This window comes from Streptomyces sp. NPDC001100 (genome assembly GCF_053598575.1).
The window spans coordinates 97,131-115,851 of record NZ_JBSFKO010000002.1; the positions used below are offsets into that span (position 1 = coordinate 97,131).

At 70.1% G+C, this 18,721-nt stretch carries 14 protein-coding genes; 9 read left to right on the forward strand and 5 right to left on the reverse strand.

Going from position 1 to position 18,721, the window contains the following annotated elements; all coding sequences use genetic code 11:
- Positions 1–69: 69 nt before the first annotated feature.
- Both ACWDEW_RS02695 and ACWDEW_RS02700 read left to right on the forward strand, forming a co-directional pair.
- On the forward strand, positions 70–1,650 hold the full coding sequence (locus tag ACWDEW_RS02695; RefSeq protein ID WP_450508922.1) for a DHA2 family efflux MFS transporter permease subunit: 1,581 nt from the start codon (positions 70–72) through the stop codon (positions 1,648–1,650).
- Positions 1,651–1,655: 5 nt separating this feature from the next.
- Positions 1,656–2,279: a TetR/AcrR family transcriptional regulator gene (locus ACWDEW_RS02700; RefSeq protein ID WP_450508924.1), complete on the forward strand. Its 624-nt coding sequence runs from the start codon at positions 1,656–1,658 to the stop codon at positions 2,277–2,279.
- A 19-nt stretch (positions 2,280–2,298) separates the two neighbouring features.
- Here ACWDEW_RS02700 and ACWDEW_RS02705 read toward each other — a convergent pair whose 3' ends face one another.
- The 5 genes from ACWDEW_RS02705 to ACWDEW_RS02725 all read right to left on the reverse strand — a co-directional run bounded on the left by ACWDEW_RS02705 (position 2,299) and on the right by ACWDEW_RS02725 (position 11,041).
- Positions 2,299–4,716: a galactose oxidase-like domain-containing protein gene (locus ACWDEW_RS02705; RefSeq protein WP_450508926.1), complete on the reverse strand. Its 2,418-nt coding sequence runs from the start codon at positions 4,714–4,716 to the stop codon at positions 2,299–2,301.
- Positions 4,713–5,903 (reverse strand): glycosyltransferase, encoded by a 1,191-nt coding sequence (locus tag ACWDEW_RS02710; protein ID WP_450508928.1) that lies wholly within the window; start codon positions 5,901–5,903, stop codon positions 4,713–4,715. Before ACWDEW_RS02710 ends, ACWDEW_RS02705 begins: the two co-directional genes overlap by 4 nt.
- A complete protein-coding gene (locus ACWDEW_RS02715; RefSeq protein ID WP_450508930.1) occupies positions 5,900–7,549 on the reverse strand; it encodes an ArnT family glycosyltransferase in 1,650 nt (549 codons plus the stop codon). Before ACWDEW_RS02715 ends, ACWDEW_RS02710 begins: the two co-directional genes overlap by 4 nt.
- A complete protein-coding gene (locus ACWDEW_RS02720; RefSeq protein WP_450508932.1) occupies positions 7,546–8,814 on the reverse strand; it encodes a glycosyltransferase in 1,269 nt (422 codons plus the stop codon). Before ACWDEW_RS02720 ends, ACWDEW_RS02715 begins: the two co-directional genes overlap by 4 nt.
- A gap of 193 nt (positions 8,815–9,007) precedes the next feature.
- Complete coding sequence (locus ACWDEW_RS02725; RefSeq protein WP_450508934.1) at positions 9,008–11,041, reverse strand: thioredoxin domain-containing protein; 2,034 nt, start codon at positions 11,039–11,041, stop codon at positions 9,008–9,010.
- Positions 11,042–11,264: 223 nt separating this feature from the next.
- Here ACWDEW_RS02725 and ACWDEW_RS02730 point away from each other — a divergent pair, with 223 nt between their 5' ends.
- The 7 genes from ACWDEW_RS02730 to ACWDEW_RS02760 all read left to right on the forward strand — a co-directional run bounded on the left by ACWDEW_RS02730 (position 11,265) and on the right by ACWDEW_RS02760 (position 18,702).
- Positions 11,265–11,660, forward strand: coding sequence for a hypothetical protein (locus tag ACWDEW_RS02730; protein WP_450508935.1), 396 nt, complete (start codon positions 11,265–11,267; stop codon positions 11,658–11,660).
- A gap of 64 nt (positions 11,661–11,724) precedes the next feature.
- On the forward strand, positions 11,725–13,968 hold the full coding sequence (locus ACWDEW_RS02735; protein WP_450508937.1) for a hypothetical protein: 2,244 nt from the start codon (positions 11,725–11,727) through the stop codon (positions 13,966–13,968).
- 34 nt (positions 13,969–14,002) lie between these two features.
- Positions 14,003–15,235, forward strand: a complete 1,233-nt coding sequence (locus ACWDEW_RS02740) for a hypothetical protein (RefSeq protein ID WP_450508939.1) — start codon at positions 14,003–14,005, stop codon at positions 15,233–15,235.
- Positions 15,232–16,401, forward strand: a complete 1,170-nt coding sequence (locus ACWDEW_RS02745) for a serine/threonine protein phosphatase (RefSeq protein WP_450508941.1) — start codon at positions 15,232–15,234, stop codon at positions 16,399–16,401. The genes ACWDEW_RS02740 and ACWDEW_RS02745 overlap by 4 nt, the downstream gene beginning before the upstream one ends.
- The gene (locus tag ACWDEW_RS02750) at positions 16,398–17,552 is read left to right on the forward strand and encodes a protein kinase domain-containing protein (RefSeq protein WP_450508943.1); all 1,155 of its coding nucleotides are present in this window, start codon (positions 16,398–16,400) and stop codon (positions 17,550–17,552) included. Before ACWDEW_RS02745 ends, ACWDEW_RS02750 begins: the two co-directional genes overlap by 4 nt.
- A 14-nt stretch (positions 17,553–17,566) precedes the next feature.
- The gene (locus ACWDEW_RS02755) at positions 17,567–18,277 is read left to right on the forward strand and encodes a vWA domain-containing protein (protein WP_450508945.1); all 711 of its coding nucleotides are present in this window, start codon (positions 17,567–17,569) and stop codon (positions 18,275–18,277) included.
- Complete coding sequence (locus ACWDEW_RS02760; RefSeq protein WP_450508947.1) at positions 18,274–18,702, forward strand: hypothetical protein; 429 nt, start codon at positions 18,274–18,276, stop codon at positions 18,700–18,702. Before ACWDEW_RS02755 ends, ACWDEW_RS02760 begins: the two co-directional genes overlap by 4 nt.
- Positions 18,703–18,721 lie beyond the last annotated feature (19 nt).

The following is an 18,721-nucleotide window of genomic DNA, read 5'->3' on the forward strand; positions in this document are numbered from 1 at the left end:
GCCATTTTTCATGCTCTGAAAGTCGATCCCCATTGACATCAACCACCTTTTGACAGCTACTCTCATTTCATGGCTACTGTCACTGTCCTGGAGAACAACGAAGCGCGGCGCGACCCGCGCCGCTGGTGGGCCCTCGCGGCCCTGGTCGCGAGCATGCTCACGCTCGGCTTCGACACCACGATCCTCAACGTCGCCCTGCCCACGATGGCCGGCGACCTCGGCGCCACCACCGGCCAGCAGCAGTGGATGGCGGACTCCTACGTCATCGTCTTCGCGGCCCTGATGCTCCCGGCCGGACTCCTCGGCGACCGCTTCGGACGGCGCCGGATGCTGATCGTCGGGCTCGGCATCTTCCTCGCCGGTTCCGTCGCGGGCGCGCTGGCGGGCGACGTGAACTGGGTCATCGCGGCCCGCACGGTGATGGGCGTCGGCGCGGCCCTGGTCACCCCGCTCGCCCTGTCCGTGCTGCCCTCGCTCTTCGGCCCGGACGAGCGCACCAAGGCCGTCGGCATCATCTCCGCGGCCTCCTCGCTCGGACTGCCGCTCGGCCCGATCATCGGCGGCTGGCTGCTCAACCACTTCTGGTGGGGCTCGGTCTTCCTGGTCAACATCCCGATGGCCGCGATCGGCATCACCGCCTGCGTCTTCCTGCTCCCCGAGACCCGCGACCCCGCCTCCCCCAAGGTCGACACCCTCTCCACCGCGTTCACCGCGGCCGGCCTCGGCTCCCTCATCTACGCCATCATCGAGGCGCCCGGCCGCGGTTGGGGCGACCCGCTGATCGTGGGCATGCTCATCGGCGCCGCGGTCCTCATCGGCGCCCTGGTGCTGCGCGAGCGGCGTATGGAACGCCCCATGCTCGACATGACCCTGCTCCGCCACCGCGGCTTCCTGTTCAACTCGATCGCCGCGACCCTGGTGATGTTCGTCCTGTCCGGCCTGCTGTTCGTGCTGCCGCAGTACCTCCAGGCGGTCCTCGGCAACGACGCGCTGGGCACCGGCGTCCGCCTGCTGCCCATGATGGGCGGCCTGATCATCGCGGCCCGCGCCGCGCAGCCGCTCGTCGCCAGGTTCGGCTCCCGTGCCGTGGTCACCGCGGGCCTGGTGGTCCTCGCCTTCGCCGCGGTGCTCGGCAGCCGTACGACGGTCGACTCCGGCTACGGCTTCACCGCGCTGTGGCTGTCCGTCACCGGCTTCGGTTTCGGCTTCTCGATCGTCCCCGCGATGGACGGCGCCCTCGGAGCGCTGCCCCGCGACCGGGCCGGCAGCGGTTCCGGGCTCCTGATGACCATGCGCCAGGTCGGCGCCGCGATCGGCATCGCCCTGCTCGGCAGCCTGCTCGCGAGCACCTTCCGGGACCGCCTCGACGTCACCGGCCTGCCCGCCAAGGCGGCCGACACGGCCGGGGAGTCCGTGGTCGCGGCCCACATCGTCGGCCAGAGGACGGGCTCGGCGGACCTCATCGCCTCCGCGAACAGCGCCTACGTCCACGGCATGGGCCTGGTCCTGCTGGTGTGCGGCGCCGCGGCCCTCGTCACCGCCCTGCTGGCGGCGGCGTTCCTGCCGAACACCCCGGCCGCGCCCGCGGCGAAGGAGGAGGAAGACCCCGCCACGGCCGTGGCCGTCGCCTCGGCGGATGCCGGACAATGAACACCATGACGGCCGCACCCTCCCCCTTCAGCCCCGCCGACCGCCCTCAACTGGGCCTCCGCGAGCGCAAGAAGATCAAGACCCGCGAAGCGATCCGCACCGCGACGTACGCGCTCGTCAAGGAGCAGGGCTACGACGCGACCACGATCGAGCAGATCGCCGAGCGCGCCGAGGTGTCGCCGTCGACCGTCTTCCGCTACTTCCCGACCAAGGAAGACATCGTCATCACGGACGAGTTCGACCCGATCATCATGGAGGAGCTGCGGGCCCGCCCCGCCGACGAACCATGGATGGTCACCCTCCGCTACGTGATGCAGAAGGCCGTCAGGTACGGCATGAAGGAGGACGACGAGACCTCCCGCCTCCGCACCCACCTCATGGTCCAGGTCCCGGCGGTGCGCTCCCGCATGATGGAGAGCATGTCGGTCACCGGCACCATGCTCTGCGAGGCCATCGCCACCCGCACCGGCCGGGACCCGGACAGCCTGGAGGTCCGCGTCTACGCCATGTCCCTCGTCGGCGGCCTGATGGAAGCGTCCCTGTACTGGGCGGAGAACGGCCACCGGGACGACTTCTCGGTGCTGGTCGACCGCACGATGGATGTACTGGAGCACGGGCTCACCGAGTGAGGCCGTGCTCCAGCGGCAACTACCGCTTCTTCTCCACGGTCTTCACGTCACCCTTCCCGCAAGCAACCCCGTCCCCGTTCGGGTCGAGCCGCAGCGGATCGTCCTTGCCGTTGACCTCCAGGCGGCCGTAGTCGTTCTGCCGGAGCCAGGAACAGCGGGCCGCGGTCGTCGACCTGACCTCCGTCGGGAAGACCGTCGGGACGCAGACGTTGATCGTGCCGTAGTGGCGGTCGCAGCCGGAGATGGTCGGGCTGACCTTCTGCGAGGTGCGCTTCTTGCCGGGCCCGGTGACCTTGCCCGTCAGAGAGTCCGCGAAGGAGTGGACATGGGCGGAGGCGGTGTCCGTGGTCAGGGCCGAAGGGCCCTGCAGATGGACCCACTTGGCCACGGACGGGACACCGTTGGCGTCGACCGCGAAGAGCATGTACCAGCCGGGCGGTGCCAGGTCGGGGTTGCTCGTCACGTTCAGGTCGACCGTGTTGCCGTTCACCGAGAGCGGCAGGTCCACGAACCGCTGGTTCGGGTCCGAGGAGTGCGTGACCGCCGCCGGGCGGATCAACTCCGCCTTGGCGATGGGCCGGTCGACGGTGATCGTCTGGGTGTCGCCGTACTCCCACTCGTTGTCGATCACCGAAGTGATCGTCGGCCGCGTGCCCTTGAGGAGATACGGCGGGGTGTAGATCGAGACGTTGTGGTTCCAGGTGCCGTTGCCCGGGTTGTCACCGGTCGACATCACCCGCCCGTCCGGCAGCAGGAAGGACGAGGAGTGGTAGCCGCGGGCCTCGGGGTCGGCGGCCACCGGGTCGAACGTCGTCGTCGCCGGGTCGAAGATCGACGCCTCGTAGACGGGGTTCGCCCGGTTGTGCAGCGCGCCGCCGGTCTCCAGCACCGTGCCGTCCGGCAGCAGTACGGCGGACACGTACATCTTGCCCTGCGCGCCGGTCTCGGCCACCGGACCGTTCCCCAGGTCGACGGTCCCCTGCGGGATCTGGGGGCCGACCGTGTAGACCGGGTTGGCCGCCTTGAGGTCGATGATGTCGGTCAGCCGGTTGGCGTCGGGGTTGGAGTCGATGTTGCCGCCGCCGATGGTGAGGACCTTCTGGTCCTGCGCCGGAGGCAGCAACACGCTTGCGGACTGGTCGCGTTGGTCCTTGTTCTGGAGCCCCGGGACCGACGTGACCGTGTTGGCGGAGTAGTCGTAGATCGCGCTGCCCGTCCCCGGGATGTTGTTCCCGAAGACATGACTGCCCGTGTAGAAGAGCCGGCCGTCCTGCATCAGGACCATCGACGGGTACAGCCCCCAGTACGACCAGGTCTGGTTGACCTGCGACAACGGCAGCCACTTCTGCTGCGCGTCCGACCAGTACTCGGCCGTCACCGACCCCGTCGAGTCCTCCCGCAGCCCGCCGAAGGAGACGACGTCACCGTTGCCGAGCTCGGTCGCCGACGGGTACCAGTGCCCGTCGTTGAGGTCGTTGGTCTTGCTGTACGTCTCGGTCACCGGGTCGAAGATGTACGAGTCCTTGTACCCCTCGTAGCCGTGCGAACCGTCCGCCGCCGGGAACGCCTTGTTGCCGCTCAGCACCAGCACCCGGCCGTCCTGCAGCTGGATGTGCCCCGAGCAGAACATGTCCTTCGGCGTCGGGATCACCTTGTACGTCCCGGCGACCGGGTCGTACACCGCACTCGTGAACGTCCCCGCGTCGAACTGCTCCTGGCTGTTCCCGGAGCCCGCGATCAGCAGCACCTTGCCGTTGTTGAGGACGACGGAGTGCATCGAGCGGACGGGGTTCTGCGTCGGGAGGACGTCCCAACGCCCGTTCGCGCACTCCTCCGCCGTCGCCGTACAGGTCGCGGGCGGGAGCGTGTCCGGGACCTGGTCCATCGTGTAGTCGTCGGTGGTCGCGGACCCGGTGCCGTAGACCGAGACACCCCAGGTAATCCGGTCGGTACCGGCCGGGACCTCCGGTGTGCGGACGCTCGCCTGGGTCCAACTGCCCTGCATCTCCAGGGTCTTGAGGTCGGTCCAGTACTGCCAGCCGGCGGTGGTGTCGTGCCGGAAGAGGGTGATGTTCGCGTCGGGAGTCGTCGTCTTGTACCAGAGCCCGAGGTCGTACTGCCTGCCCGCCGTCACCACCGGCGCGCAGGTCGTGGACTCGGTGATCAGCGCCTTGCGGTCACCGTCGACGCGCCGCGTGACGGTGACCTTCATGGCCTTGGAACCGGAGTGCGCGTCCGAAGTGGTCGTGAAGTCGAAGTCGTTGTCGCCCCAGCCGGACTTCTCCCAGCAGGACGGCATCCCGTCACCGCCCGCCGTCTCGAAGCCCGGGTTGAGGACGAGGTTCGCGGCCTCGGCGGACTGCGGCGAGGTCAGCAGCAGTCCGGCGGTCAGCGTCCCCACACCGGCGAACGCGGTTCTTCTGCGGTACTTGTTCACGCGCCTCTCCTCGGTTCCGTACAACTCCCCTTGCTGCGCGGGAGATAGACCAGTGCTTCGGTGCCGACGAAGCGCAGGACGAACGTGGCGACCAGCGCGAGCGCGGTCGCCGACACGGCGCTCATCCCGAACCGGTGCACGAACAGGGCGATCAGCGGGATGCGCAGCACCAGGTCGGCGTTGGCGAGCAGTGCGAACCGGCCCGTCCGGTCCCACCAGTTGCGGTGCATCCGGCGGTCGCGGAACAGGAGGTGCTCGATGAGCAGGAAGTTCCAGGCCACACCGAACTGGTTGGCGAGGATCTCGGCGGGGACGTAGTGCATGCCCGCTTTCGTGAGTGCCCAGAGGCCGGCCAGGTTCGGGAGGAATCCGGTGGCGCCGATCAGGCCGAAGACCAGCATGCGGGCGACCGGCGACGCGGTGCGCAGCCCGAGCAGATGGCGCAGGAAGCGAAAGCCTTCCCGCGCGGTCGACTTGGACTCGCCGGCGAAGCGGTCCTGGAAGACGAACGGCACCTCGGTGACCGTGTGCGGGCGGCTGCGGACGGCGAGTTCGAGCAGGATCTTGTAGCCGAGCGGCTTGAGCGCCTCAGCCGTCACCGCGCTGCGCCGGATCGCGAAGAAGCCGCTCATCGGGTCGCTGATGCCCCGCAGTCTGCGCGGGAAGAGGCCCTTGGTGAGCCAGGTCGCCGCACGGGAAACGGCGATGCGGTAGCCGCCGGCCAGTCCCTCGCGGCTGCCGCCCTTGATGTACCGGGAGGCTACGACGAGCCCGGCGTGCGCCCGCTCCCCCGTACCGACCAACTCCGGTACCAGGGACGGCGGATGCTGGAGATCGCCGTCCATGACGACGATCCAGTCCGACGACGCCCTCCGCATCCCCTCGACGACCGCGCCCCCGAGCCCGCCGGCCGGCTCCTCCCGGTGCAGCACGGTCACCGGGAACGGGCAGTTCCGCGCGGCCGCGGAGATCACCTCGGGGGTGTCGTCGGTGGAGTCGTCGACGAAGACGACCTCGCAGGGCAGCCGGGTCGGCACGGACTCGGTGATCCGGTGCAGCAACTCCCGTACGTTCCCGGACTCGTTGAAGGTCGGTACGACGATGGTGACGGCACCGGGCTCGGCCAACTCCGCGCCCTGTAGGGCCGGTTCACCCAACTCCCCGGGAACTGTGGACTCTTGGCTCATCGCTGGGCTCCCACGGTCTCGGACCGGACCTGCCGGATCTCGATGCGGTCGTCGCCGGTCCCGAAGGTGGCGACGGGTGTGGAGTGCTCGATCGCCGCCTTGACGTTGGGCAGGTCGACCGCGTCGCGCCGTACCGTCGGGGAGGCCACCACGTAGTCGATGTCCCGCCAGCCGTGGGGCAGTGTCTTGGTGACGGCCGGGTCGAGGTCGGCCTTGTAGAACCAGACGACCCCGAGCCCGGGCCGGTACCCGGCGTGCACCAGGTCCAGCCAGAGCGCGTCGTCGACGAGGACCCGGGTGTCCTTCGGGTCCTTCACCTCGGTGGACAGCCACCTGGAGGCTGCCCGGTAGGGGGCGTTGGCATCCGCGGTCACCGCGGTGCGGTCGCCGTCATACCAGTGCGGTACGACATAGGCGCCGGCGGCGAGGGCGAGGACCACCGCGAGCGCGTACCGGCCTCCGGTGACGTACCGTTTCTCCCCCTCGCGCCGCCGTCTGCGCAGCACCGCGTGGGCGACCGAGGCGGTGCCTCCGGCGAGGACCAGGGCGAGGAAGGGCAGTGCGCCGATGACGTACATGGCGGGCAGATAACCGCCCGGCCGGAGGGCTACGGCGGCGAGGATCGCCACGGTCAGCGCCGGTCCGGCGAGCGAGCGGGCGGTGACCGACCAGCGCCAGGTGAGCAGCAGGAGCAGCGCTCCGGCGAGGCCGCCCAGGGGCAGGACTCGGTCGTAGTAGAGCCACGAGTGGAGTACGCCGTAGGAGCCCGAGCCCTGGTCGAGGATGAAGCCCGAACCAGGCCTGGTCATCTGGTACTTGAGGCCGTCCCAGAGGGAGACATGGCCGCTGCCGGGCAGCAACTCGCCCTTGAGCAGGGCCAAGAGAGGGTACGCGCCGCCGATCAGGACGCAGGCCGTGATGGCGCCGGTGAGCGCGAACTTCCTGGTGTCGCGGTGTCCGTGGCGCCACATGGTGACCACCAGCGCGGGCAGGACGACGACCATCGTCTCCTTGGTGAGGACCGAGGCCGCGGCTGCGAGCCCGGCACCGAAGTGGTGCCAGAGATGGCGACTTGGGGACGCGGCCAGGCAGAACGCGAGCAGCATCCACATCACGGCGATGTTGTCGAGGAAGATCTCCCGCTGGAGGATCACGGACAGCGGGGAGAGTCCGAAGAGCAGCATGGCGAGTCCGCCGGCCCAGCGGGGCAGGGACAGGCGGCGGGCGAGGACGTAGACGAGGACCGCGCTGATCGCGCTGATCGCCAGCATCGCGAGGCGCATGGTGCCGACGGTCATCGAGTCGGGGCTGAGGTGTGCGGGGATCCAGGTGAGCAGGGCGATCTGGATCCAGCCGAGCGGCGGGTGGTCGTACCAGTAGGTGTAGTGGGCGAGGCCGGTGCCCTGCTGGACGGCCCAGGCCTGGGCGAGGTAGGTGCCCTCGTCGTCGCTGAGGGTCGGGTAGTCGGCGATGTTCCAGCCCTGCACGACCAGGATCGCGGTGAGGAGCAGGCCGCAGAGGAGGAGGTCGGGGCGGGAGGAACGGAGTCTGCTCGGGGGTGTCGTTCGACCCGCCGAACCGGTTTCAGGCGCAGGCTGCCGCTGCGCGGGGACCGTGGTGGTCGCCGCGGGAAGGGTGGAAGTCACGCAGGAACGTCCTCTCGGATCACTGCGGGTTCGGTGAGGTGCGCGCCGACATGGGAGGTCAACTCCCAGTCGTTTCGGCCACGTTGCTCACGCCACACTGCGCGGATCGCGGCTCCGGCCAGGAGGACCTGGTAGAAGGGGCCGCCCACGACGAGCTTCAGATAGTGGACGGCGCGGACGCGGAGTCCGTACTGCTTGCCGAAGTCGTGCAGTCCGACGACCTCGAAGACGAAGGTGACCGCGGCGGTGACCAGCGGCAGGAAGGTGAGGAAGGCGATGCCGACCGGCACGTCCAGGAAGAGCGCGACCGCCGCGTTGAGCGGGATGATCACCCCGGAGAAGGCTTGCAGGAACGGGGTCATCAGCGTGTAGCGGGCGAGCAACCGCTGCCCGAAGCCCGGGAGTTGCTTCCAGTCCTTCTTCCGGTAGACCTGAAGGAAGCCCTGGTTCCAGCGGGTTCGCTGCTTCAGCAGGGACATGAGCGAGCCGGGGGTCTCCTCCCGGGTCACCATGTCGGAGTCGTAGGCGACGACGACCTTCTTGCCGACACTGGACAGCCGGACGCCCAGGTCGCAGTCCTCGGCAAGGCAGTCGGGGTCCCAGCCGTCGGCTTCCCTGAGCACGTCCGTCCGCACGAAGACGGTGTTGCCGCCCAGCGGGATGAACCCTTTCTGCGCGTGCAGATGCAGCCGGGAGCGGAACCAGAAGAAGTACTCCAGGCAGTTGCGCAGGCTGTACCAGCTGGAGTGGAAGTTGATGAGCTGGACGCCCCCTTGGACGACGTCCGCGCCCGTCGTGCGGAACGCGTGGTCGACATGGGCGAGCAGCTCAGGATGGACCTGGTCCTCGGCGTCGAAGACCCCGACGACATCGCCGCGGCAGTGCGGCAGCGCCGTGTTCATGGCCTTCGGCTTGTTCTTCTTCTCGTGCGTGTCGACGACGACCCGGACGCGCGGGTCGCGCTCGGCGGCGCTGTGGGCCACCGCCGCTGTCCCGGGGTCGTCGTGCCCCACGATCACGATGATCTCGAAGTCGGTGTGCGTGGACTCCAGCAGGCGCTGGATGGTGTGGTCCAGCACGGCCTGTTCGTGCCGGGCCGGCAGCAGCAACGAGAACGAGACGTGCTCGTCCCCGTCCGGGCTGCTGAAGCGGGTGGAGGCGAGCACTTCGGGCGTACGCCACGCGTGCATCTGCCACCACAGAGTGAAGGCCGCCATCCAGAACAGGGCAAGCGAAACGGCAGCGACGAATACGGACGTCAGCACAGCAGATCCCCCCAGATCCCAATTCCCCCCGGCGCGACGGGTAGTTACCTCCGTCGCGTCACGGGGCCGAGACTATGGGCGGTCTGTGAAGTGGACAGGTGATTTCAGTGAAGAGCGTGTTTCCTCACAATGCGACCCACGAATGAGCATTTCGCTCGCTGGTCGCGTTTGGGGTGGTTACGACTCTGCCGTTTCACCTGCTCAGCGCGGTGCGCAACTGCTCGGGATCGGTCGTCGGCGCGTCACAGGTGAAGTTACGGCAGACATACGCGGCCGGTTCACCACCCACCAGCGGCCGGTCCGCGAGCAACGGCAGTTCCTCACTCTCCGCGACCCCGAAGGCGACCACCGCACCGGGCGCGGTCCCCAGAAGCGCCGTACGGTGCAGGGCTTTTGCCGCTTCGTCATCGAGCGAGGGCGCTACGACGGCGACCTCGCGCGGCCCGTCGAGGTACGCCTCGGCGACCGCGAGCCCCCACCCGATGAAGCGGGGAACGCGCGGCCCGAGCGCCTTCACGACCCCCAACGCCCGCTCGGCGGCGCTGCGATGGGGCTCGGCACCGGTCTGGGCCGCGTAGCTCAGCAGGGCGCCCGCGGCGGCGGTCCAGCCGGAGGGCGTGGCGTTGTCGGTCGGATCCTGCGGCCGGCGGATGAGCCGCTCGGCGTCGGCGGCGGTGTCGTAGAGCGCCCCCGACTCGTCCACGAACCCGGCGAGCACATGGTCCAGCAGGAACCCGGCGAACTCCAGCCACACCCCCTCCCCGGTGACCGACGCCAGCGTGAGGAAGCCCTCCGCGACATCGGCGTAGTCCTCCAACACCCCCGCGTTCGAGCCGACTTGACCGTCCTTGCTGGTGCGGGCGAGCTTGGCGTGCTCGTCGAGATGCAGCCGTACGAGGAGATCGGCGGCGGAGACGGCGGCCTCGACCAGGTCGGGCCGGTCGAAGTAGACGCCGGTCTCGGCGAGCGCGGCGATCGCGAGCCCATTCCAGGCGGCGACGACCTTGTCGTCACGGCCGGGGGCGGGACGCCGCGAACGGGCCGCAAGGAGGCGGCTCCTGACCGACGCGATCTTCTCGGCGTCGAAGACCCCTTCGGTCTGCGGGAGTTGGAGGACCGACTGCCCCTCCTCGAAGGTGCCCTCGTCCGTCACGCCGAAGTACTGGGCGGCGAGTTCCGCGTCGTCCGCGCCGAGCACCTGGGCGAGCTGCTCGGGCGTCCAGACGTAGTAGGCACCCTCGACATGCCGGCCGGTCCCGGTCCCTTCGTCGCTGTCGGCGTCGAGCGCGGAGGCGAACCCGCCCTCGGCGGTGCGGAGTTCACGCACCATGAAGTCGGCGGTCTCCACGGCGACGCGACGGGCGAGTTCGGATCCCGTGCTGCGCCACAGGTGGGCGTAGACACGGCAGAGCAGGGCGTTGTCGTAGAGCATCTTCTCGAAGTGCGGCACCACCCACTCGCGGTCGACGGAGTACCGCGCGAACCCGCCCCCGAGCTGGTCGTAGATACCGCCGCGCGCCATCCGCTCACAGGTGTCCTGCGCCATCTCCAGCGCACCCTCGGAACCGGTGCGGGCATGGTGCCGCAGCAGGAACTCGACGACCATGGACGGCGGGAACTTGGGCGCACCCCCGAATCCCCCGCGCTGCGGGTCGTACTCACGGGTGAGCCCGAGCAGCGCCTGCGCCAGCTCCTCCTTGCCGGGCGCCTCGGTGCCGCCGTAGTCGATCTCCCGCTGCGACAGATCCCGGGTGATCTTTCCGGCGACCTCGGCGACCTCGTCCCGGCGGTCGGCCCAGGCACTGCGCACCCCTTCGAGCACCTGCCGGAAGGAGGGCATGCCGTGACGGGGGGAGGGCGGGAAGTAGGTGCCGAAGTAGAAGGGTTCGGCGTCGGGCGTGAGGAACACGGTCATCGGCCAGCCGCCCTGGCCGGTCGCCGCCTGCACGGCTTCCATGTAGACGGCGTCGACGTCCGGGCGTTCCTCGCGGTCGACCTTGATGCTGACGAAGTGCTCGTTGAGGTAGTCGGCGGTGGGGTGGTCCTCGAAGGACTCGTGGGCCATGACGTGACACCAGTGGCACGCCGAGTATCCGACGGACAGCAGCACGGGTACGTTTCGCCGCTTGGCCTCCGCCATCGCCTCCTCTCCCCATGGCCACCAGTCCACCGGATTGGAGGCGTGCTGGAGCAGGTAGGGCGACTGCGAGTCGGCCAGTCGGTTCATACCGGCATCGTCGCACAACCGGGGAAACCGCATCGGCCGCCGGGATCCCGGGCGACGTGGCCGGCCCGGAACGCTCCGTGTGCCGATGTGCACAAACGGCTACTTCCAGTCAACCTCTGGAAGGCACACAGAAAGCCTGCGCCACCTCCACACCGGTGACCTAGCCTGATTGGCCGGGCTTGCGTGTGTCAGCGGCCCGCAGGTGAAAAAACGGGGGAACGAGATGGATCCGGTGACGGCTGTCGCAGCCGCAGGTGCCGCGCTCGTGGTCAAGGCGGCACTGGAGAGTGCCGCCGAGGAGGCCGGGCGCTCGGGGTGGAACGGCGGTGCCCGGCTGGTCGCGCGGGTTCGCGCCCGGTTCCGTGGCGACTCCGCGGCCGAATCCGCGCTCGCGGCGGTCACCCGGTCCCCGGACGACGAGAGCGCGCAGCAGGCCCTGGAGCGGCTGATCGCCGCCCACATGCTGCTCGATCGCGGCTTCGAGGACGACATGCGCCGCCTGGTGGACGAGGCCGTCGCGGCCCAGGGCAGGGGCGCGCAGGTCACCGCGGCGCTGATCAAGAACTCCCAGGTCTTCAACGAGAAGGTCGAGATCAAGGGCGACTGGAACATCTCGTAGGCGCCCGAACGCCACCCCGCGTGGTTCGTTCCGCGCCACCGCCAAGCCCGGAAGACTCAGGTCATTGAGCGAGGAAGCAACGCCGGCGACACGGTCGCCCGGCGGCACATCTGCGGCCGAAAGCGAGCCGCCGGACACCGCGGCGTCCAGCGAAAAGCCGCCGAAAGAGGAACCGCGCCCGTTCGACGAGGAGCAGGACGGGCCCGTCAGTGAGTCGGACGCGCTGCGCTCACTCACCTCGGGCGTCGGGCACGACGCCGCCGAACGGTCGGAGGCACGGCAGGCGTCCGCCATCGCCGACCTCATCGCCGCACGCCTGAACGCCGACGCGTCCGGAACCAGCATCGGCACGCTCGCGCTCTTCAACGAGACGGTCAGCTTCGGCGGTGGATTCAACACCGGGGGCGCGCACGGCACGGGCGCGCCCCGGCACTCGGGTGCGGTGGTCGCCCTCACCGGCGTCGAACTGGTCGAGTACACCGAGCTGTTCGTTCAGCCCGACGGCTACGACACGGCTCTCGACGACCTGTGCGAGCATGCCCTGCTCGTGCTGACCGGGCCACCCGGCAGCGGGCGCGCGGCCACCGCCGTCAATCTGCTGTCCGAGGCCGCCGCCCTCAGCGGCGCCGAGGACGGTGGCTGTCACCGCCTGCTCGATCCGTCCGCTCTGGCCGAAGCCGGTTGGGAACCCCCCACGAAGAACTGCGGGTATCTCGCCGAAATCGGCGAAGGCCCTTCGGAGGCCCGGGAGTTCGGGGTGCGGCAGCTGGCATCCGTCGCCGCCGCACTGCGTGCGGCCGGCTGCCGGCTCGTCCTCACCGGCGGCCAGGACCTCGCGCTCGCCGCGACCAGCCCGACCGGCAGCGAGACGTTCGCCCGGCACGAACTCGTGCCGCCCGACCCGCTGGTGATCCTGGAGCGCCGGGTGCTCGGGCACGCGCCGGAACCCGATGCGCTGGTCCGGCTGCACACCCTCCTCGATGCCGGCAACGCCCTCAGCGCGCTGCGGGAACAGCCCGCCGCCCGGCATGCCGCGAACCTCGCGTCGGTGATCACCGCGGAGGGCGACCTGGCCGCCGCGGTCGCGGCCCTGCGCGATCCGAGCGACCAGGTCCGTTCCTGGTTCCAGCAGCACCGGGCGCCCGAGCCGGTCGCTTTCGCCCTGGCCGCGGCCGTGCTTGAGGAGAGCAGCTACCTCACCGTCGCCGAGGCCGCCGTAAAGCTGCACTCCGCCCTGACTCCGCCCGAACCGGCCCCGCCGGACCTGCGGTTCGCCGACCGGCTCAGCCATGAACAGCAGTGGATCCGGCTGGACTCCACCGGACCTGGACCGCATGGGGCAGGCGGTCCGCCCCGGGTCCGGTTCCGGGGCGCGCTGCTCGGCCAGGCGGTCCTGGTCCATGCGTGGAGCACGCTGGACGGACGCCGCGATGCCGTCCTGGAGTGGCTGCGACGGCTGCTCGGCCACCGCGACCTGGAGGTGCGGGCCCGCGCCTCCGTCGCCGCCGGGGTGCTCGCCTGGGCGGACCACCACTACGCAGTTCACCGGTTCCTCACCGGCTGGGCGGGCAGCACGTCGTGGCCGCAGCGGCAGGCCGCGGCGACCGCGCTCGGGGTGGCCGGCAGCCGCCCCGAATCGGCCGAGGCCGTCTGGGACCTGCTGGACGAATGGGCCAGGGGCGGCAGCTCCGCGTACCAGCGACGCCTCGCGGGCACCGCGGCGAACGCGGTCGGCGGGATCCTCGGACGCGGCGCCCCCGACCGGGCCGTCGGTGTGCTGCGCGCCGCGCTCGACCGCGGCGACGACTGGGGCACCCTGCCGGCCGTCGCCTGGGGCGGCGTCCACTTCGTCCACCAGGGACAGGCGGCGGTGCTTCTGGACGCCTACCTGGACTGGTCCACGCCCCAGGACCTGTCCCCCATGGTCGTCAAGACACTGTCCGCCTTCGTCTTCGCGGTCTCCCAGCCGTACGAGCGTCCGTCGGCCGGGACGGAGACGCCGGGTGTCACGGGCGTGCCCCTGCTGCTCAGCTCGCTGCCCGAACACGCCGAACAGGTCACGGAGTTGTGGGCGCGCGCACTCGCCAGGCAACCGGTGCAGGATTCCGCGCTGCCGGCCCTGCGGGCGTGGATCGACACCTACGCACCGCTGTGCCCCGGGAGCCTCGACCGTATCGCGGACCTCCTCGCCGACGTGGCGCGCAGACCCGGCAAGCACCGCGAACGGCTTCTGTGGTGGCTCGACAAGTGGGCGGCCGACCGCGACCGCCCGTCGGCGAACGCGGCGTGGCTGCGCCGCCGCATCTGATCCCTGGACGTACGAGAGCGAGGTGGCGGACAACATGCAGGAACAGACGTACGATCCGGTCCTTGAAGTCGCGGAGCTGCCCAAGTGGCGGCTGACGAGTCCACTGCGACCGCCGGACCCCGGCCGCGCCCTGGTCCTCGTCCGCGACAGCGGCCCTTCCCTGACGATCCGCAGCGGCGAGGAGATCCCGTCCGCCCGGTACGGCAGTTACAGCTCGGTGTTCACGGTGGACCTCGGAGAGCACCGGCTCGTCCTGGACATACCGCTGCTCAGTCGCGACCCCACGTTCTCCTTCCGCAGCCGCGTCGACCTGGTCTGCAAGGTCGCCGACCCGGCGAAGGTCGTCGCCCGCGGCATCCGTGACATGAGCGGCGCCCTGCACGGGTACTTGCGCAGGACGCTGCGGGAGGTGGCCCGGGACTACGACATCGCCGAGTTCCACGAGGCGGAGCGGGCGCTCAACACCGCGCTCGCCTCGTTCGCCGGCGACGACGCGATACGGCTGCGCAACATCCACGTCGAGCTGCTGGTCGACGAGGACGAGATCGCCGCCAGCGGTCGCGAGTTCAGGGACGTGGTGCGGGAGACCAGGCTCTCCCGCATGCGTCGCACCCGGCATGTCGAGATGATCCGCGAGGAAGGCGTCGACGGCCTCATCGCCGAGATCATGGAGAAGGAGGGGCCGCGCGCCGCACTCGCCTGGATCGAGAAGGGCGAGGCGGAGAAGCGCGAGGTCAAGCGCGAGGTCATGCGGATGATCCTGGAACGCGGCGACAGCGACCGGGAGCCGTTCGAGCAGACCGAGTTGGAGCGCGCGGTCCTGGCGGAGGTGCTGCGGGACGGGGACGGCCTGTTCGACACGGCGACCCGGCGGGGACGACTGAGCGGTTCGCTGTCCCGGGCTCTCGGACCGGGTGCGCCCGAGGACGCCGGGGAGGAGCCCGAATCCGCGCCTCTCCGGGGCGAGACGCTGCGCAAGGGCCCCGAGGCGCCCGGTACCGGCCGGGTCTCCGGAATCCGTACGGCCGGCGGCCGACGCGAGCCCGGTACGGACCGCGCCCCAGGAGGCGCGCGGGACGCCGGCCGTGACGCACCCCGTCGGCGTCCGGCGTTCTCCGACGCACCGCCCGAGGACGAACCGCTGCCATCCACGGGCAGCGCTCCCGAGCGCCCCGCCGCTCCCCCCGAGGCATCGAAGCCGAGGGTGAGCCGGGTACGTGGAACCGCCAAACGCAGGCCCACCGATTCCGGCGGGGAGCCGCGATGAACCATCCCGGCCAGGACAGCTCCGGCCAGGCCCGTCCGCCCCTGCCCTCGTCGACAGGCGCCGGGTCGGCGACGCTCACCCCCGGGCCCGACCCGTCCACCGGGCCGTCGGGGGCTCCTCGCACGCCGCCCCGGCCGGCCTGGGGCGCACATGCGGGGTTGCTGCACGTGGCGTCCGTGTGGACCGAGCGGGTTCCCGGCCATGGGGAGGACGCGGAGCCGTTCCTCGCCCACCACTGGGAGTCGGGGCAGGGCATGCTCGCCGTCTTCGACGGTTCGGGCGGCGCCGGCGCGGCCCCCGCGTGGCAGGCACCCGACGGCACGTCCCGGACCAGTGCCTGGGTGGGCGCGCGCACGGCCCGCCTCGCCACCGAGTGCTGGCTCCACGACGTCACGAGGGGTCGTCAGGACGCCGAACCACAGTCGCTGCACGCGTATCTGAAGTACTTCCTGCACAAGGCACCACAGCGGCAGAGCAAGATCGGCGGCACCATGCGCCGACAACTGCCCACCACGCTCGCGGGCGTGCACTACCAGATCGTCGAGGGCGAGAGGGAGATCGAGCTGCGACCGCTGTGGGCGGGCGACTCACGGGCGTACGCACTGCTGCCGGAGAGCGGTCTGCATGTCCTCACCCGCGACCACACCCGGGAGAGCGACGCGCTGGAACTCCTGCGCAGCGACCCGCCGATGACCAATCTGGTCTGCGCCGACCGGGATTTCGACATCGACACCCAGCACCTGATCACGCCCCTGCCGTGCGTGCTCGTGGCAGCCACGGACGGGTTCTTCGGCTACGTCCACACGCCCGCCGACTTCGAGTACCTCCTGCTGCGCACGATGCAGCAGGCCGGCACCGCCGCCGAGTGGGCCCACCTGCTCCGCCACGAGGTGGAGTCCTACACGGCCGACGACGCCTCACTGGCGCTGCTGATGCTCGGCTACCCCGACTTCGGCGATCTGCGGTCGCGGTTCGCGCCCCGGCTGAAGCGGTTGACCGACCAGGTGTCGTGGGGCAGACCGAGCGCGCTCACGATCGCGCCGGACCCCACCGCGAATCCGCACGAGACCGCCGCCCGTATCAAGGCATGGCAGGACCGGTCGTGGCAGGCGTACCGCCGCGACTACGAGTCACGCCTGCCGCCCCCGCCCGAGGAGCCCGTATGAAGCAAGGAGACGTGATCGCGGGCTACCGCATCACCACCGCACCCACCAACGCCAACGGCGGAAAGTGCATCTGGGCCTTCGCCGAGAAGTCCGGCACCGCCTACTTCATCAAGCAGTTCCTTGAGCCCAAACGCCCCAAGGACGATGCCCGCGACTCGCCGAGCCTGCGGATCAGGCGGCAGCTGGCCCAGGAGTTCGAGGAGCGGCATAACGCCATCAAGGAGCGGCTGAGGCCCGACGCCCACGGCGGCGGCAACCTCGTACTCGCCACGGACTTCTTCCACGACGCCAGCACCTACTACAAGGTCACCGAGCGCATCGACACGTCGAGCCTGGAGAAGCCGCAGACGCTGGAGCCGCGCCAGAAGATGGTCCTGCTCAAGACTCTCGGCACCAGTCTCAAGCAGTTGCACGACATCGACGTGGTGCACGGCGATCTCAAGCCGCTCAACGTGCTCGTGCAGAAGCGGAACGACGCGGCCTTCCACACCGCCAAGTTGATCGACTTCGACGACTCGTACATCGCCGGGAAGCCGCCCGCCCCCGAGGACATCTCCGGAGACTCCTTGTACGGGGCGCCGGAGTGGCGCCGCTATCTGCAACAGGACGGCTCCGTCCGGCCCGAGCGGCTGACGTGCGCCGTGGACGTGTTCGCGCTCGGCCTGATGACGCATCTGTACCTGACGGGTGAACTCCCGCGCCACGACGAGCGGTTCGGCTCCCCGGCGGACGCGGTCAACGCGGGTGAGCGACTGGGGCTCGACGCTCGCCTGTCGGACGAGATCCAGGGGCTGCTGCGTGCGATGACCCAGGAGGACCCCAAGCAGCGCCCGCGCATGACGACGTATCTGAAGGCCCTGTCGGACCCCAAGGTGTGCGCCCTCCAGCACCGCAGACCAGGCTCCACGGCACCGAAGAAGGCGCCCGCGGAGAAGGCCCCGGCAGCGTCCCCGCGCACCAGCCGGGTCCGCACCAACCTCAAGCAGCGCACCGCCGGCCCCACTCCCGCACCGCGCACCACGCCGGCCGAGCCGGCGCCCTCTTCCCCGGAGCCGGACACCGCGCCCGCCCCGGCCACCTCCTCCGTTCCCCGGCCCTCGCGCGTCCGCATCAACCTGGGCGACCGAGGCCGGGACCGCAACGCACCATGACCCAGGAGCCGCACATGAGCGCCAGCAACAACCAGTACCAGGGCAATCTGCAGTACGCCGTCGACATCGTCCTCTGCATCGACGCGACCGGCAGCATGTTCCCCGTCCTCGACACCGTGAAGTCGAGCGCGCTGCAGTTCCACGACCGGCTCAACGACGTGATGGCGAAGAAGGGCAAGTCGATCAGCCAGCTGCGCCTGAAGACCATCGCGTTCCGGGACTTCGGCGACGACCCGGCGTCGGCCATCGAGCAGACCGACTTCCTGCGCCTGCCCGACCAGGCCAAGGAGTTCGAACGATTCGTGCGCGGGATCGACGCGGGCGGCGGCGGTGACATCCCGGAGTCGGGCCTCGAAGCGCTCGCCCTCGCCATCAACTCGCCCTGGGAGACGGGCCTGGACCGCAGGCGCCACGTCATCGTGATGTTCACGGACGCCCCCGCTCACCCCCTCGGCACCGTGGGCGCCGGCGCGCAGACGTACCCGACGAACATCCCGCGCAGCATCGACGACCTCTTCGAACAGTGGGGGTACGCCCGCAGCCAGACCGCCGTGATGGAGCAGTCGGCCAAGCGGCTGGTGCTGTTCGCGCCGGACCAGGAGCCCTGGAAGGACCCGATCTCCGAGGAGTGGGACCTCACCCTGCACTTCGAGTCGAAGGCGGGCGAGGGCCTCGAAGAGTTCGAGATGGACGAGATCATCGAGACGATCGCGAACAGCCTGTGACCCTGCGCCTGGCATGGCCCGGATTCCAACTCAAGTACAACGAAGGGCTCCTGGAGCTGAGTTGGCCCGACGCGGCGGTCCTGGAAGCCAAGGCCGAACGCTGTGCCGAGGCGTCCCTGGGCCCCGTGTCGGGCGACGGCTCCGCCCAGTTGATGTTCAAGTTCAGGAGTGCGTCGTCCGACGCGACCGACCTGATCGTGGTGCGGGTCGGCGTCCCCGCCGCCCACATTCAGGGCGTCGAGCATCTGATCCAGCGGCTGCGGCGCGAGCACGGTGTGCCGGACCGGCGCACCGACGAGGACGAGAGCGCCGACCTCAGCCGGCTCCCCGCGAGGGGGCCCGGCTGGGTCCTGGCTCCCACGGGCGCCGCGTCGGAGGAACTCTTCGACGAGGTCATGGACCGGATCGCGAACGACACCGACTGAGTCGGGGACCCGACCACGC

What these genes read in the sequence shown, in the direction of transcription:
- ACWDEW_RS02695 (WP_450508922.1), top strand. Translation starts at nt 70, where the DNA reads ATGGCTACTGTCACTGTCCTGGAGAACAACGAAGCGCGGCGCGACCCG.
- ACWDEW_RS02700 (WP_450508924.1), top strand. Translation starts at nt 1,656, where the DNA reads ATGACGGCCGCACCCTCCCCCTTCAGCCCCGCCGACCGCCCTCAACTG.
- ACWDEW_RS02710 (WP_450508928.1), bottom strand. Translation starts at nt 5,903, where the DNA reads ATGAGCCAAGAGTCCACAGTTCCCGGGGAGTTGGGTGAACCGGCCCTA.
- ACWDEW_RS02725 (WP_450508934.1), bottom strand. Translation starts at nt 11,041, where the DNA reads ATGAACCGACTGGCCGACTCGCAGTCGCCCTACCTGCTCCAGCACGCC.
- ACWDEW_RS02730 (WP_450508935.1), top strand. Translation starts at nt 11,265, where the DNA reads ATGGATCCGGTGACGGCTGTCGCAGCCGCAGGTGCCGCGCTCGTGGTC.
- ACWDEW_RS02740 (WP_450508939.1), top strand. Translation starts at nt 14,003, where the DNA reads ATGCAGGAACAGACGTACGATCCGGTCCTTGAAGTCGCGGAGCTGCCC.
- ACWDEW_RS02745 (WP_450508941.1), top strand. Translation starts at nt 15,232, where the DNA reads ATGAACCATCCCGGCCAGGACAGCTCCGGCCAGGCCCGTCCGCCCCTG.
- ACWDEW_RS02750 (WP_450508943.1), top strand. Translation starts at nt 16,398, where the DNA reads ATGAAGCAAGGAGACGTGATCGCGGGCTACCGCATCACCACCGCACCC.
- ACWDEW_RS02755 (WP_450508945.1), top strand. Translation starts at nt 17,567, where the DNA reads ATGAGCGCCAGCAACAACCAGTACCAGGGCAATCTGCAGTACGCCGTC.